The organism is Clostridium sp. LIBA-8841, from assembly GCF_057782475.1.
Map to the genome: position 1 here is coordinate 3,665,795 of NZ_CM173488.1, position 15,311 is coordinate 3,681,105.

Here is a 15,311-nt window from a genome sequence, read left to right on the forward strand (position 1 = left end):
AATTCTTATTCTCTCATACTTACTAGTTATTCATATACTTGTCTATTGCATCTGAAAGAGCTCCAAATTCAGCTAAACTTAAAGTTTCTCCTCTTCTCTTAGAATCTATTCCTGCTTCTTCATATGCCTTTTCCATTAACTCTTTTGGAAGTTTTACATTCTTAGTAGCATTCCATAAAGTTTTTCTTCTCATATTAAACGCATGTCTAACAACTTCAAAGAATAGTTTTTCATTTTTAACCTTAACACTAGGTTCTTCTAATCTCTCTAGTCTTATTACTATTGAGTCAACCTTTGGTCTTGGTATAAAACATGAAGGTGGTACCTTTCTAACTATTTTAGTATTGCAATAATATTGAACTAAAATTGATAAAGCACCATAATCCTTACAATTTGGCTCTGCATTCATTCTTTCTGCAACTTCTTTTTGTATCATTATAGTTAATGATTTAAAGTTGTATCCACCTTTTAATAAATTTACTATTATAGGTGTTGTTACATAATAAGGTAAGTTAGCAACTAACTTAACACTCTTTTCATCACCTATAATTTCATTAAAATCAACCTTTAATGCATCCTTATGTATTAATTGGAACTTTGGATTATCTCCAAGTTCTGCTGTTAATATTGGAATCAGTGAACTGTCTAACTCAATAGCAACAACTCTTTTTGCCTTTTTAAGTAATTGTGCAGTAAGTGTTCCAACTCCCGGTCCAATTTCTATTACTAAATCATCTTCACAAACATCTGCCCCTGCAACTATATCTCTTGGAACAGAATCATCAATTAAGAAGTTTTGTCCTAAACTTTTTGAAAATCTAAAATTATACTTCTGAACAAGCTCTTTTGTCTTTATATCTTTTATATCATTTATATCCATTCACTATTCTCCTATAACATCTTTTCTATCTTTTCTATAGCTTTAACAAATTCCTCTTTTGTTATGCCATAGTTGTTTAGTCTAGAAAGAACTTGGTTTGCATTTCCATAGCCGATTCTTAACTCTTTACCAATTAATTCTCTTCTAACCTTAGCCTTTGGATCAGCTGACAATCCAAAATATATTAAATCTTGTATTGTAAATTCTTCTCTTTTTTCTTCTAAAGTTATTTTTGCACTTTCTAAAGCTCTTATTATAGCTTCTGGCGAAGCGTTTTCCACACCTATATTTCCATCTTTAGCTCTAGTTCCTTCCGCTCTACCTATGTAAGCATGCTTAACGCCTTTAACTCTTTTTGAAATTATTGCTCTTATTTTCTCACCAGCAAAATCAGGATCAGTAAGTACTATGACACCTTTTCTTTTTTGAGCTTCTTTTATTCTCTCTATAACCTTTGCATTTATTCCAAATCCACCCACAGCTATCATTTCAGCATCTACTGCTTTCTTTACTGCTGTTATATCATCTCTACCTTCAACTACGATAACTTCTTTAATCAAGGTCAAAACTCCCTTTCTTATTATATGTACTATATTTAATTTACCTATATCTTATTTAACTGTCAATAAAATACGCTTTAATTCAAGTATAGTTTCTTCTCGTATTAATAGTTTTTTTCCATACTATTACAAATATTATTATTAATAATATGATGTTATATATATCTATTAATTTTTAGATAGAAAAGAGGGAATCTAAAAGATTATTTCTTTTAGATTCCCTCTTTTAAGATTACCATTCACCAGGATAAGCTACTATATAAAGGTTAACATTTCTTCTTCCCCACTGTTTACATTCAGCTGAAGAATTTAAGAATAAATCTATTATGTTATTTTTTATAGCTCCACCTGTGTCTTCTGCTACTGCATAACCATACCCATCTATATAAACCTTAGTTCCTAAAGGTATTACTCTTGGGTCAACGGCTATTGTACTTAATCCATTAGGATCTCTTTTTGGTACTGTGCCTGTTGCTGTTATTCCATCACCAGCATAAGCAGTAGCTTCCACTACCATCATTTTTTTATAATCTATATTATCATTTCCTCTTGAAAGAACTAATTTTTCCATAGTTCCTTTTACCACTACTTCATCCACTGGTTCCTTAACAACTTTAGATTCTACTACTTCTCTAGATACTTCTTTACCATCTTCCATAACTAATTTCATAGTTATTTCTTTTTCTCCAGCAGAACCATCTTGAGTGGTCTTATTAACTCCACTCTCTAAGCTATTATCTTCTTTAACTACAGTTTCAAATTCTATTGGTTCCTTTTCAACTATGGTCTTCTCTTCAACTCTTGTAACCTGTATTTTCATATCCTTTGATAGTTCTGTTTCTAATGAAGGCTCTACTTTATCTAACTCATTTAGATCAATACCTTCTTCAACCAGCATTTTCTCTACTGAATCCTCTGCAGAATCTATCTTTATATTTTTTCCATCAACCATCACTTCCACTGGAACTGCCTTTTTGATTTTTATTACATCATTATGAGAAATCTCACTTGTTAAATCTGGCTCTATTTTATCTTTATCAGATAAATAAATTTCCTTTTGATTTAAAACTTCTTGTACATTTCCTTTAAATGTGGCAACCTCAATTTTTTCACCATCTAAATCAATGGTTATGTTCTTGTGTGCTGTAACTACTATTGCTATAAAACTTACTAAAACTATGCTAAATATACCTAATATAATCTTACCATTCTTCGAGGCAACCTTTTCCTTCAATGCCTTAATTATCTTTTTCATATAATTTCCCCCTTTTAGGCAAGAGTCATTTCGACATTATATATTACCTTTTCAAGTATGTCAAATTTACTGACTCCATAACTTTATACTTTTAATTGTAAATTATAATAAATAATTGACCTCTGCTTATACAGGGATTAGGTAAATAATGGTTAATTTATGTTTGAAAAAGTACACTATATTATATTAGTGCACTTTCCATATTATTACATTTATTTTCTTTAGTACTATCATCCGTTATTTAATTTTAAATAAGTTTCTTTTATTGTTTAATAAGATTTCATTCATCTCTTCTCCTGAAATTCCTCTTATTTCACTCATCTTATCTATTATATATTCTATATAATCTGATTTATTTCTTTTTCCTCTAAAAGGAACTGGAGCCATGAAAGGACAATCTGTTTCAACTAGTATTCTATCAGCTGGTATTTCTCTACAAACATCCACTATTTTTTTTGCATTTTTGAATGTTAAAACTCCCGTAAACCCTATATAATATCCTAGTTTAATACACTCCTTAGCAAATTCAACTGAACCTGAAAAACAGTGCACAACACCTATAACATTAGGAAATTCTTTCATAATTTCTAAAGTGTCTCCATGAGCATCTCTATCATGTATAATAACTGGTAAGTTTAATTCATCAGCTAATTTCATTTGTGCTCTAAAAACTTCCTTTTGAACTTCTTTAGGTGGGTTTTCATCCCAGTAATAGTCTAATCCTATTTCTCCTATAGCTTTAACTTTTTCATATTTAACATATTCTCTTATTTCTTTTACAACTTCTTCATTAAATTCGTCAGCATTTTCTGGATGTATTCCAACTGCTGCGTAAAACATATCAAAATCCTTTGCAAGTTCAACTGATTTTCTTAATCCATAAAGATCAGATCCGCAATTTAAAATTCCAATAACTCCATTTTCCTTTAGTTCTTTTATAACTGACTCTCTATCTTCATCAAAACTGTCTGAATCATAATGTGCATGTGTATCAAATATTTTATATTTCATAATTTTCTCCTTTGAATTTTACATATAAATTGTAGATAAAAGTGGTGAAAGTATGCCTAAAATTCCACCTAATAAAGCTCCAAGCCATGTTATTGCTTTAAGCTCTTTATTGGCTATTCCTATTATAATCTCTTCTGCATAATCCACTTCAAAAGCATTAATTTGCTCTTCTACAATTGAAGAAATATCTACAATTTCTAGTACTTTAGCTGATTTATTATCTACAAAGTCATTATATAAATTATCTAAAATACCCATAATGTTATCTTCTAGTTTTTGTCTATTATAACATATATCATTTAAAGAATTTTGTAAAAATTTATCAAATACCTTTTCAATTATTTCATTTATTTCTTTAGATAATTTTGAATCATTAACAAATTTTAAAATCATTAAATCTATATTATCAATTAAGATATTTTCATAATTATTAAATAACACTTTTATAATTTCTTCATAACTATTAAATGAAGAAATTTTACAATTTAATTTATCTATTAAAGTATTTATATTTTCTTCCTTAACTAACTTTCTTGAAACTTTCTCTCCTATAGACTCTGATATAATTTCAAGCTTTTCTTCTCCAATATTATTTACTATGTCACTAACTTTTTTCTTCATACTTTCATGTACAAAGGCTAAAGCAGCATCACATATGTATTCTTTATTTTCTTCTTCACTTAAAGCAACATCAACTAATGAAACTAGTTTTCCGTATATTATATCTCCACTTAAAAACATTGATACTATAGAAGGTATATTTTCATTTATAGCACCCTTTATTTTATTTGAAACCTCCTCATCTCTAAGAAGATTTTTAATTATATTTACAAGAGTATCCTTTTGAGATTTTACATATTCTTCTATACACGGTTTAATTTTTTCTGGAATAACTTCTTCAATAGTTCTATCCTCATTTTCTAAAGACTTTATTTCTTTAAGAATAATCTTTTCAATTGTCTTACTTGTTTTTTCCTCGGCTAAAGCATTTAATATAAGTTCTCTAAATTTTTCACTATTTATAAACTCAATTATTTTTTCAGGTTTCTTTTCTAATTGCTCTTTAATAGAGTCAACTATATATAATTTAATTTTATTTTTAAAAGATTCCTCCTGTACTGATCTTAAAATAGTTTTACTTATGTTCTTTATGGTTTCTTCCTTTAAGGAGTAATAACTTTCTCCTAAAACACTTTTTAAAGAATACTCTAAAGTAGCATGACTTTCCATAATTTGATTAATCTTTTCTTTAACTATCTCATTAAATTTTGACTTTATTTTTTCGTCTTTTAAAGCCTTATTTAAACTATCAGAATTTAATAAATGAGTACCTACAGTTTCTCCAACTTTATTAGCTATTCTGCTCTTCTCTTTAGGTATTAATCCTGGTGTAAAAGGAAGTTTCATACCCAAAATATATTTTGCTTTTCTAGGTCTAAATAACATCTTTATAGCTAACCAATTTGTTATATATCCTATTATTGCTCCAATTAAAGCTCCTATAAAATAAATCTTCACCTATTTTCACTCCTATCGATTAATTTTTTATTTAAATAGTGTAAAATATTATATATTTATATTAATATAATACTACTTATTTTATAAAGGTGGGCGATTAAATGAACTTAAAAAAACTACACAACATAAAAGATTGTAGCTTATTTTCTCACTTTAGTGATAATGATATCCAAGAACTATTTAATTCAGGTTTTGTTTCAATAAAATCTTATTCAAAAGACGATTTATTATTTTCTGAAGGAGAATATTGCAACTTTTTAAGCGTTATAATGAATGGAAAAATAGAAATTCAAAAATTAGATCCTAATGGGAATCTACTAGTTGTTGCCACATTAAATAAAGGAAATGTTTTTGGAGAGAACCTTCTTTTTGGTGATAGAAACTATTATCCAATGTCTGTTGTCTCTAAGGATAATACTGAAGTTTTTCACATAAAAAAAGAGTATATTTATAAACTCTGCTCCTCAAACGAATCATTTTTAAAAGAACTTCTTAGGATTCTTTCAAACAAAGCACTCAATCTTAGTTCTAAACTTAAACAAGTAACAATGAAATCTATCAGAGAAATGATTTGTCACTATTTATTAGAAAAATATAATGAAGAAAAATCTACTACTATAAAACTAAATTTCTCAAGAAAAGATTGGGCAGACAAACTAGGTGTTCAACGCCCTTCACTATCTAGAGAACTTATGAAAATGAGAGATTCAGGGCTAATAGAGTTCTCAAAAAACATCATAATAATAAAAGATTTAAATGGTTTAAAAGATAACTTATTTTAAATAAAATGTTAATATTTTTGTACACTTTTTGACACATAAATGCCACATAAGAGGCTTAATATAATAATTGTAACGTAGCTAAAACACTAATTTAATTTTACCCCTTAAATGGCCCTTGAATAGTTTGTCCCCCTTACGCAAATATCAAGGGCTATTAAGTTTAATCAATTAAAAAATTTCTATATAATAATTCCTAACCTTAAACCTTAAGATGTAAGATAAGCCTTGTTTCTAACGGATAGAAGCAAGGCTTATTTTATTTAAATCTTTTTATTTTTTAATCTATTTAATTCTTCTATAGCAACTCTTTTATCAATTCTATCAAATAAAAATTCAACTCTATTAACTTTTATATTATTTTTCTCTTCAAAATTCCATTTTGCATTATCTAGTTTTAAAAAGCTTCTTATTTTTTCACAAGTAAAAGGAATTATAGGATTCATTAAATCAGTTAATGCTATTACAATTTGAGCACAAATATATATTATCTCTTCGCATTTTTCTCTATCCTTATTAAGCAAAATCCACGGTTTATTTTTATCAAAGAAATCATTTCCTTGTCTCATAAACTCAAATACTTCCTTTATTCCAGATTTAAACTCTCCATTTTCAAATTTATTTCCTACAGAAGCATAAGTTCTTCTTATTAAATTCTTCCATTGAAGAGGAAGCTTATCACCATTAACATTTCCATTAAAATTTTTTCTTATAAAAACCAAAACTCTATTTACGAAATTACCTAATTCTCCTAGCAGTTCATTATTATTTGCATTTATAAAATCTCTCCAAGTAAAATCAGAATTCTTTTCTTCTGCTCCTCTACTTATTAAGTAATATCTTATAGAATCTATATTATACCTCTCTATAATATAAGGAACCCATACAGCCCAGTTTCTATTAGTAGAAAATGTCTTTCCTTCTAAAGTTAAGTATTGTGAAGACACTATTCTAATATTGCTTTTTTCTAATCCAATGCCAGCTAACATAGCAGGAAACATTGTAGTATGGAAAGGTATATTTTCTTTACCATGAACTAAATATATTCTACTTTCTTCATTATTCCAATAATCCTCTATCTTCTCGCCCCTATCTTCTATAAATTTCTTAGAAGCAGTGACATAGGCTAGTAAAGCATCTATCCAAACATAAACTCTTTTATCTTCGAAGCCCTCTATAGGCACCTCTATTCCCCAATCAATTTCTCTTGTTAATATTTTATCTCTAAGTCCACCCTCTAAATATCTACTGGTTATTTTAATAGCATTTTCTCTCCAACTCTCTTCCTTATTTAATATTTTCTGAATATGGTTTTGAAAATATGATAATTTAAAGAAAAGATTATTGGACTTTCTCACTTCAACCTCTGTTTTACATTCCTTACATGATCCATCTTTAACAGCAAATTCATCTAGAGTATCACAGCACTTTGGACAATAAAATTCCTCTGTCTCCTTCTCATATATAAATCCTTTATCATAAAGATTCTTTATAATCTTTTTAACATGCTCCTCATGATACTCAGTATCCGTTCTTGTAAATATATCAAAAGAAAATCCTAATTTATTAAAACATCTAATAAATTCTCTATGATACTTATTTATAAGATCCTCTGGAGACTCATTAAGCTCTTTTGCCCTATTTAAAATAGGTGATCCATGACAGTCAGATCCTGAAACAAAAACAACTTCATCACCTTTAGCCCTATGATACCTTGCTAAAACATCTCCAGCTAACCAAGAAGAAACTCTTCCTATATGAAGAGATCCATTGGCATAAGGCCATGCGTTACCTATAATTACTCTCAATTTACTAGCCCCCTTAAAATAATTCTATCCATAGCATATGCTATAAAAAAACTCTTATATTCCACAATATAGTATGAATATAAGAGTTTTAAAATTTTTACTATCTTACTTGGCTTCCAGTTAACATTTCACCTGGGTTAACTAATACAAGTTCTGAATCGTCAGCAGGTGCTGCTGCAAGTATCATACCTTGTGATAACTCACCTCTTAATTTAACTGGTTTTAAGTTAGCAACTAATACTACATATTTTCCAACTAATTCTTCTGGCTTATAGTATTGTGCTATTCCTGAAATAACCTGTCTTTCTTCTCCACCTAAATCAACTTTAAGTTTTAATAACTTCTTAGCCTTTTTAACTGGTTCACACTCTAAAACTTTAACTACTCTTAAATCAAGTTTGTCAAAGTCATCTATTGTTATTTCTTCTTTTATTGGGTTTTTAACTAACTCTTCGTTAGCTGGTTTAACTGGAGCTGGTTTTAAAGCTTCAAGCTCTGCTAATTTTTCCTCTACATCTATTCTTGGGAATATAACATCACCTTTAACAACTTTATCTCCTGGAACTGTTCCATTAAACGCTTTTAAACTTTCCCAAGTTGTAACTTTAGTGTTTAATTGAGTATTAATCTTAGCACTTGTTTCTGTTAAGAATGGTGAAATCATAACTGAAACAAATCTTAAAGTTTCTAATAAGTTATATAAAACTGTTCCTAATCTTTCTTTCTTTTCTTTATCCTTAGCAAGTATCCAAGGAGTTGTTTCATCTATATATTTATTAGCTCTGCTTATTAAAGTCCATATGCTTTCTAAAGCTTCTGGTATTTTTAATGCATCTATGCTAGCTTCAACTTTTCCTGGAGTAGCTAAAGCTAAGTTTATTAACTCATCATCAATAGCTTCCTTACATGTTGGTACTTGAATAACTCCATCAAAGTATTTTTCAACCATAGCTATTGTTCTTGATAATAAGTTACCTAAATCATTAGCTAAGTCTGTATTTACTTTCTTTATGAATATTTCATTATTGAATAATCCGTCTGAACCAAATGGTATTTCTCTTAATAAGTAATATCTTACAGCATCTGCTCCAAACATGTTAACTAAAACTACTGGGTCAACAACGTTACCTTTTGATTTTGACATTTTTCCTCCATCAACAAGTAACCATCCATGACCAAATACTTGCTTAGGTAATTCTAATCCTAGAGCCATTAGCATTATTGGCCAGTAAATTGTATGGAATCTTAAAATGTCTTTTCCTATTAAATGAACATCTGCAGGCCAGAACTTATTGTATAACTCTTGATTTTCTTGACCATATCCTAAAGCAGTAATGTAGTTTGATAATGCATCTATCCAAACATAGATAACATGTTTCTCATCAAAGCTTACAGGTATTCCCCAAGTAAAGCTTGTTCTTGAAACACAAAGATCTTGTAATCCTGGTCTTAAGAAGTTATTTAACATTTCATTTTTTCTTGATTCTGGTTGAATGAAATCTGGATGCTCTTCTATATATTGAATTAATCTATCAGCATATTTGCTCATTTTAAAGAAGTAAGCCTCTTCCTTAGCTTTTTCAACTGGTCTTCCACAATCAGGACAGTTTCCATTTACTAATTGAGTTTCTGTCCAGAATGATTCACATGGAGTACAGTAAAGACCTTCATAAGAATCTTTATATATATCTCCTTGATCATATAATTTTTTGAAGATCTCTTGAACAGCTTTTACATGATAATCATCAGTTGTTCTTATGAATTTATCGTAGCTTATGTTCATCATTTTCCAAAGATCTTTAATTCCAGCGACGATTTCGTCAACATGCTCCTTTGGAGTAATTCCCTTTTCGTTAGCTATTCTTTCTATTTTTTGACCATGCTCATCTGTTCCTGTTAAGAATATTACTTCATGACCTGTAAGTCTTTTAAATCTTGCTATAGCATCAGCTGCTACAGTTGTATAAGTATTACCTATATGAAGATTTGTTGATGGGTAATAAATAGGTGTTGTAATGTAATATGGTTTTTTACACATTATTTCTTCCTCCTTGTATTCTTAATTATTATTGTTTCCAATATTTCAAAAATATAAAAAACCCCTATGGGAAATCCCATAGAGGCGTTAATTACGCGATACCACTCTATTTTATATTTATGTCACCATAAATATCTCACTAAGTAACTCCTAAGTAAAAACTTATTTTATCACTTTGCAATATAACGGTTGCCACCGTACTCTTCTAAAATTAAAATTCTCAAAAAGTCTGCTCCAAGTCCATCTTCATAAAGTCTCCTGCATCTGGCTTTCACCTACCCCAGCTCTCTTTCATACATTCTTCTTTATTACTCTTCTCTTCATTGCATTTTCTTACTTAATTTAAATTATATGATTAGTTTTATATCAATGTCAATCGTTTTTATCTTTAATTTCTCTAATATTCTTCAATTATCATTATTTGTAATAATATAAAAATATTATATACTATCTATAATAGTATTTAAATTTATCAGGAGGTCTTGTTAAAATGAAAGGTTTAACCTTACCTAAAATAGGTGCGAGAAATTTAAAAACAGCTCTAGCTGTAACTCTATGTGTAGGCTTTTTTGAACTAATACATAGACAATACCCTTTCTATGCTTGTATAGCCGCAGTAATTTGTATGAAAGATACTGTTGAAAATTCATATAAAATGGGAAAAGACAGAATGATTGGTACAATTACTGGCGGTTTAGTAGGCTTATCATTCACTTTTTTAGCACTAACATTTAATCTAATAAAATTTCCAGGATTAATAACTGGTGCTGGAGTAGTGCTAACTATTTACTTACTTAATATATTTAACAAAAAAGGATCTGTTTCTATAGGATGTATAGTATTAATAGCTATCATGACAAACCTACATGGGAAAGCACCATATGCTTATGCTTTTGATAGAATTATAGATACCTTTATAGGTATAATAATAGCTCTATTAATAAATAAGTATATATATAAGTATGAAAATAAGGTAAAAAAGGATATAGAAAACATAGAAGAAAAAATTAATAGACTTGAGACAGAAATAAAGGATGATGTCAGAAAGTTAGAAAACAAGAAAAAAAGTTAATATGATTTAGGGGTGAAATATTTGTTTAACTTTAACCTGCAAACTATAGGGGCCAGAAATCTTAAAACATCTCTCTCGGTATTTCTATGCATCATAGTATTTGAGCTACTAGGACGTTCTAGTGCCTTCTTTGCTTGTATAGCAGCTATGATGTGTATGCAAGATACTGTTGAGAACTCTTATAAAATGGGAAAAAACAGAATGCTTGGAACTTCTATAGGTGCTGTTGTGGGACTAACTCTCACAGCAATATTTAATCTATTAGACTTACAACATTTTATTATTTATGCACTTTTAACAGCAATAGGTACTACTATAGCTATCTATCTATGTATCTTATTTAATTGTAAAGGTGCAGTAAATAGTGCTTGTATCGTTGTATTTGCTATAATGACCAGCTTAAAGGGAGTTGGCTCATATAATTATGCTTTTAATAGAATTCTAGATACATTTATTGGAGTTATAATTGGTATATTAGTTAATAGACTTGTATATCCTTATTCAAAGACAACAGAAGAGGATACCAATTAAAAATATGCTGCAATATAAAAAAGAGAAGGTTATAGCCTTCTCTTTTTTTATATTTAATTATTACTAGTAGTTTGTTCTACCTTCTTACCAAATATCATTGTTAATACGAATAAAGCTGTTAAAGCTATAGGTAAGACTATCCAGAAGCTTAATCCTAGACCAGCTGGTATATATCCAAATACTACAGTTATTATTCCAACAAAGATTGAATACCATATTTGTGTTCTAACGTGTTCTATATGGTCACAACCCGCTCCTGTTGAAGAAAGGATTGTTGTATCCGATATAGGTGAACAATGATCTCCAAAAATTGCTCCTGTTAATACAGCTGATGTACTAACTATTACAAACTGCCATTCTGGATTTATAGCAAAAGCTAGTGGAATTGCTAATGGCATTAGTATTCCCATGGTTCCATAAGCTGTACCTGTTGCAAAGGCTATTACTGAACCTAAAATAAATATTATAGCAGGTAATAAGAATGCTGGTATCGTATCTGATAAAACTCCAACTAAATAAGATGCTGTTCCTAACTCCTTAATTACAGAGCTTAATGACCAAGCTAATATAAGAATTACTCCTGTTATTAGAAGTCCCTTCATTCCTTCAACCCATATTCCTATACCTTCTGAAATAGTAAATATCTTTCTGCACACACCTAATGCAAGTGCAACTATAGTTGCTAACAATGCTGATTGGAATAAGACTACCGAAGCATCAGCATTTGAGAATGCTGCTTGTATTCCAGCAAAACTTAAAGGTGCGTTATTCATAAGTTCTATTATTGCTAAATCTTCTCCACCCATTACAGTGACCCATCCACTATAATAAAATCCTACTAAAGATGAACCTATTAAAACACCAATCGGTATTATAGCATTCCAAATGCTTAACTTGATTCCTTTTATAGGTTCTAAATCTTCACTATCTGATGAAGTTTCTGTTGTTGATAAAACTTCTCCTCTTCTAGCTCTTCTCTCAGCCTTAAGCATTGGTCCAAACTCTCTTAGAGTTATTGCTGATATTACAACAAAAGCTAAAATTAATATATTATAAAATCTATATGGTATTGTTTCTAAGAATACTCCAAAACCATCTGCTTGTATTCCAACACTTTTTAAAGCATCACCGATTAATCCAACCTCTAACCCTATCCAAGTTGATATTATAGCTAACCCTGCAATTGGAGCAGCTGTAGCATCTATAATGAAAGCTAATTTTTCTCTTGAAACTCCTAACTTATCAGTAACTGGTCTCATTATTGGTCCTACTATTAATGAGTTAGCATAGTCATCAAAGAAAACCGCTAATCCTAAAAGCCAAGTTGTAAGCTGTGCACTTTTAACAGTCTTAGCTTTTCTTGCTAAAGCCTCAGCTATGGCCTTTGCTCCACCCATTTTAGCTACTAAATGAATTACTCCACCAATGACTAAAACCTGAAGAATTATACCTGCATTCCAAGGATCTGCTAAAGAATTTAAAGCTCTATAAGTAAAATCAATAAATCCTTGTGTCAGAGCTGTAAGTATATTAAATCCATTCAATTGAAGCATTATACATCCCGTCATTGTTCCTATAAATAAAGAAACTATAACATTCTTAGTTATGAAAGCTAGAACAATTGAAACTAAAGGTGGCAATACTGTCCATAATCCAAATTTTGTTGAATTTACAGCTGCAACATCTTCTGTAGCGAAAACTAAAGTTGAACATAGCATTGTCATAACAAAAACTGCTAAAAACACTTGAAATCTTGTTCTGTTTCTCATTTTTAAATCCCCCTTAAATACTTAATGAATTAATTTAAAGAGGCATTCTTTTTAATTGCTATTTATCCCTAAATATAAAAAACCTTAGGCTTAATCAACCTAAGGTCTTAATAATTACGAAATTTATTTTATAAACAAATTAACCATTACTAAATGTATTACCCTAAGATGATAGCGCTTCACAATTTTTTTGTGACAGTGTTATATATATTTTATATAACCCCAGCATTTAGCATTAAAGCTTTAGCTAAAAACTTCGGCGATAATCCCTTTTCTAATACTTCTACGCTGCTTAACTCCATATTAGTACTCTTGATTTCTCGCGCCTCTACCTCTTTTAAAATTATTCACTTTTATAATTATTATATTGTATACATTTATACAATATAAATATATTTTTTTCAAGCATTTAAGAAGTTTATTAACTATTTGTTAAAAAAATCCCGATTTTATTATAGAAATCAATAACCATAAACCTAATATTCCTGCTACTACAAATCCTATTAACCCTAAAATAGGGACACCCTGAAAAGTTGGTCCTGTTTTAGCATTAACTATTAATGATGAGCCTATTATCATGCATCCTACAATAAGAGCGAATGCTATTCTATTCACCATTCTATTTAAATCTGTAAGAGGCTTATCTAAGCCTTTCATTTCGATTTGTAATTTAGCTCTTCCTTTAGTTAAACTATCTACAAGTTCTGAAAATTTAGTTGGAACCTCTAAACTTTTTGTGGCTAATTTATAAGCTCCTATGATGATTTTATCTTTATTTAAACTTTCTAATATTTCTTTTTTATTTTTTTCCTTTACATAAGGAAAAATACACTCCATAATTTCTAAATCAGGATCAATATTACTAACAACTCCTTCTAATATGACAGTTGATCTCACAAGAGTGGTCATTTCTTTCGGAAACTGGATATTATTTCTTCTAGATATTTCGAATACTTCTTTGAATAAATCTGATATTTTTATACTTTTCAAAGAAGCATTTATATATTTTAAAACCATATTATTTAAATCTTCATATAAAATTGAATATTCAACTGGTCCTTTTTTTATTCCTATAGCATTTACAAAATCAACTAAAGTATCAATATCTTCTAAAGCCACAGCTGTCATAGCTTTATTAAGCCAATTTTTTAGATTTGTATCCAATTCTCCGACTAATCCAAAATCTATAAAATATATCTTTTCGTCTTTAATAAGTAGATTTCCTGGATGAGGATCTCCATGGAAAAATCCATCTTCAAAAACCTGCTTGAAAAAAGAATTTGCAAGCTTATTAGCAATATCTTTACATTGATATCCCTCACTCTTTAAAACATCAAAATCAGTTATTTTATATCCTTCTATGTATTCCATAGTCAAAATTTTCTTTGAAGTAAGTCTATCTATGACTATTGGAACTCCTACGCAAGCTACGTTCTTATTTAATTCATGAAACTTTTCTGTATTCTTAGCCTCTTTCACAAAATTAAGTTCATTTAATGTATCATATTCAATCTCCTTAAAAGCCTCAAAAGGATTAATTAATGTATTTGATACATGAGAAGATGTAAATCTACTTAATCTTCTTAGTATGCTTAAATCTAACTTCATTTTTTCATCAATTTTATAGTGTTGAACTTTAACAACTACATCTTTCCCATTTATTAACTTAGCTTTATGAACCTGAGCAATTGAAGCTGAAGCTAATGGAGTTTCACTAAATTCTGAAAAATATGTATTTATATCAGTCCCAAAGGACTCGTAAAACATTTCTTTAACCTTACTGAAATCTGTTATTTCATTATTGTCTTGAAGCTTTTCTAATTCCTCAATGTAAGCCTTAGGAAGCAAATCTGGTCTTGTACTTAATATTTGTCCAATCTTAACAAAAGTTGCGCCTAACTCCTCAAGCGCTTCTCTAAAGGCTTGCGGTCTAGGCTCAACCTTTTTGCTATTAGGCAATTTTTTAGAAACTAAAAAGTCAAAACCATAGTAAGTAAAAACTCTCACAATTTCTCTTAGCCTTTGTACACCCTGTCGTTTACTCATGAACTCACCTCCCATATCTAAAACATTAAAATTATCTTTATTTA

Annotated in this window: 12 protein-coding genes, 1 riboswitch and 1 other annotated feature; of the genes, 3 read left to right on the forward strand and 9 right to left on the reverse strand. The window is 29.3% G+C overall.

All coding sequences use genetic code 11. The features are described 5' to 3' along the window. Positions 1 to 22: 22 nt before the first annotated feature. From rsmA to AC2A4K_RS16415, 5 genes are all read right to left on the reverse strand, one after another. The gene (gene rsmA / locus AC2A4K_RS16395; RefSeq protein WP_322504765.1) at positions 23 to 880 is read right to left on the reverse strand and encodes a 16S rRNA (adenine(1518)-N(6)/adenine(1519)-N(6))-dimethyltransferase RsmA; all 858 of its coding nucleotides are present in this window, start codon (positions 878 to 880) and stop codon (positions 23 to 25) included. Between the two features lie 11 nt (positions 881 to 891). Next, the gene (gene rnmV / locus AC2A4K_RS16400; protein WP_322504766.1) at positions 892 to 1,440 is read right to left on the reverse strand and encodes a ribonuclease M5; all 549 of its coding nucleotides are present in this window, start codon (positions 1,438 to 1,440) and stop codon (positions 892 to 894) included. A 232-nt stretch (positions 1,441 to 1,672) separates the two neighbouring features. Further along, positions 1,673 to 2,695 (reverse strand): resuscitation-promoting factor, encoded by a 1,023-nt coding sequence (locus tag AC2A4K_RS16405; RefSeq protein ID WP_322504767.1) that lies wholly within the window; start codon positions 2,693 to 2,695, stop codon positions 1,673 to 1,675. 237 nt (positions 2,696 to 2,932) lie between these two features. Beyond that, complete coding sequence (locus tag AC2A4K_RS16410) at positions 2,933 to 3,706, reverse strand: TatD family hydrolase (RefSeq protein ID WP_322504768.1); 774 nt, start codon at positions 3,704 to 3,706, stop codon at positions 2,933 to 2,935. A gap of 18 nt (positions 3,707 to 3,724) precedes the next feature. Beyond that, positions 3,725 to 5,224, reverse strand: a complete 1,500-nt coding sequence (locus AC2A4K_RS16415; RefSeq protein ID WP_322504769.1) for a DUF445 family protein — start codon at positions 5,222 to 5,224, stop codon at positions 3,725 to 3,727. A gap of 101 nt (positions 5,225 to 5,325) precedes the next feature. Between AC2A4K_RS16415 and AC2A4K_RS16420 the strand changes: the two genes are divergently transcribed. Further along, the gene (locus AC2A4K_RS16420; RefSeq protein ID WP_322504770.1) at positions 5,326 to 6,006 is read left to right on the forward strand and encodes a Crp/Fnr family transcriptional regulator; all 681 of its coding nucleotides are present in this window, start codon (positions 5,326 to 5,328) and stop codon (positions 6,004 to 6,006) included. A 260-nt stretch (positions 6,007 to 6,266) separates the two neighbouring features. On the opposite strand, the gene metG (AC2A4K_RS16425) is transcribed toward AC2A4K_RS16420, so the two are convergent. Then, positions 6,267 to 7,811 carry a methionine--tRNA ligase gene (gene metG, locus AC2A4K_RS16425; RefSeq protein WP_322504771.1) on the reverse strand — a complete coding sequence of 515 codons (1,545 nt, stop codon included), beginning with the start codon at positions 7,809 to 7,811 and terminating at the stop codon, positions 6,267 to 6,269. Between the two features lie 100 nt (positions 7,812 to 7,911). Continuing rightward, positions 7,912 to 9,849, reverse strand: a complete 1,938-nt coding sequence (metG, locus tag AC2A4K_RS16430) for a methionine--tRNA ligase (RefSeq protein ID WP_322504772.1) — start codon at positions 9,847 to 9,849, stop codon at positions 7,912 to 7,914. A gap of 77 nt (positions 9,850 to 9,926) precedes the next feature. Continuing rightward, positions 9,927 to 10,182: a binding site (T-box leader), on the reverse strand. Positions 10,183 to 10,339: 157 nt separating this feature from the next. Here metG (AC2A4K_RS16430) and AC2A4K_RS16435 point away from each other — a divergent pair. Together AC2A4K_RS16435 and AC2A4K_RS16440 are read left to right on the forward strand one after the other, a co-directional pair. Next, entirely contained in the window at positions 10,340 to 10,921 is a 582-nt protein-coding gene (locus AC2A4K_RS16435) for an FUSC family protein (protein WP_322504773.1), read from the forward strand. A 21-nt stretch (positions 10,922 to 10,942) separates the two neighbouring features. Continuing rightward, the gene (locus tag AC2A4K_RS16440) at positions 10,943 to 11,452 is read left to right on the forward strand and encodes an FUSC family protein (protein ID WP_322504774.1); all 510 of its coding nucleotides are present in this window, start codon (positions 10,943 to 10,945) and stop codon (positions 11,450 to 11,452) included. A gap of 53 nt (positions 11,453 to 11,505) precedes the next feature. On the opposite strand, the gene AC2A4K_RS16445 is transcribed toward AC2A4K_RS16440, so the two are convergent. Together AC2A4K_RS16445 and AC2A4K_RS16450 are read right to left on the reverse strand one after the other, a co-directional pair. Further along, a complete protein-coding gene (locus AC2A4K_RS16445) occupies positions 11,506 to 13,221 on the reverse strand; it encodes a Na+/H+ antiporter NhaC family protein (protein ID WP_322504775.1) in 1,716 nt (571 codons plus the stop codon). Positions 13,222 to 13,385: 164 nt separating this feature from the next. Further along, positions 13,386 to 13,560, reverse strand: a riboswitch (Lysine riboswitch). Positions 13,561 to 13,653: 93 nt separating this feature from the next. After that, entirely contained in the window at positions 13,654 to 15,267 is a 1,614-nt protein-coding gene (locus AC2A4K_RS16450) for an ABC1 kinase family protein (protein ID WP_322504776.1), read from the reverse strand. Positions 15,268 to 15,311: the final 44 nt, after the last annotated feature.

Bases quoted from the DNA above. Each gene is read 5' to 3' on its own strand.
- rsmA (WP_322504765.1), bottom strand. From the start codon at position 880: ATGGATATAAATGATATAAAAGATATAAAGACAAAAGAGCTTGTTCAG.
- AC2A4K_RS16405 (WP_322504767.1), bottom strand. From the start codon at position 2,695: ATGAAAAAGATAATTAAGGCATTGAAGGAAAAGGTTGCCTCGAAGAAT.
- AC2A4K_RS16410 (WP_322504768.1), bottom strand. From the start codon at position 3,706: ATGAAATATAAAATATTTGATACACATGCACATTATGATTCAGACAGT.
- AC2A4K_RS16420 (WP_322504770.1), top strand. From the start codon at position 5,326: ATGAACTTAAAAAAACTACACAACATAAAAGATTGTAGCTTATTTTCT.
- metG (WP_322504772.1), bottom strand. From the start codon at position 9,849: ATGTGTAAAAAACCATATTACATTACAACACCTATTTATTACCCATCA.
- AC2A4K_RS16435 (WP_322504773.1), top strand. From the start codon at position 10,340: ATGAAAGGTTTAACCTTACCTAAAATAGGTGCGAGAAATTTAAAAACA.
- AC2A4K_RS16445 (WP_322504775.1), bottom strand. From the start codon at position 13,221: ATGAGAAACAGAACAAGATTTCAAGTGTTTTTAGCAGTTTTTGTTATG.
- AC2A4K_RS16450 (WP_322504776.1), bottom strand. From the start codon at position 15,267: ATGAGTAAACGACAGGGTGTACAAAGGCTAAGAGAAATTGTGAGAGTT.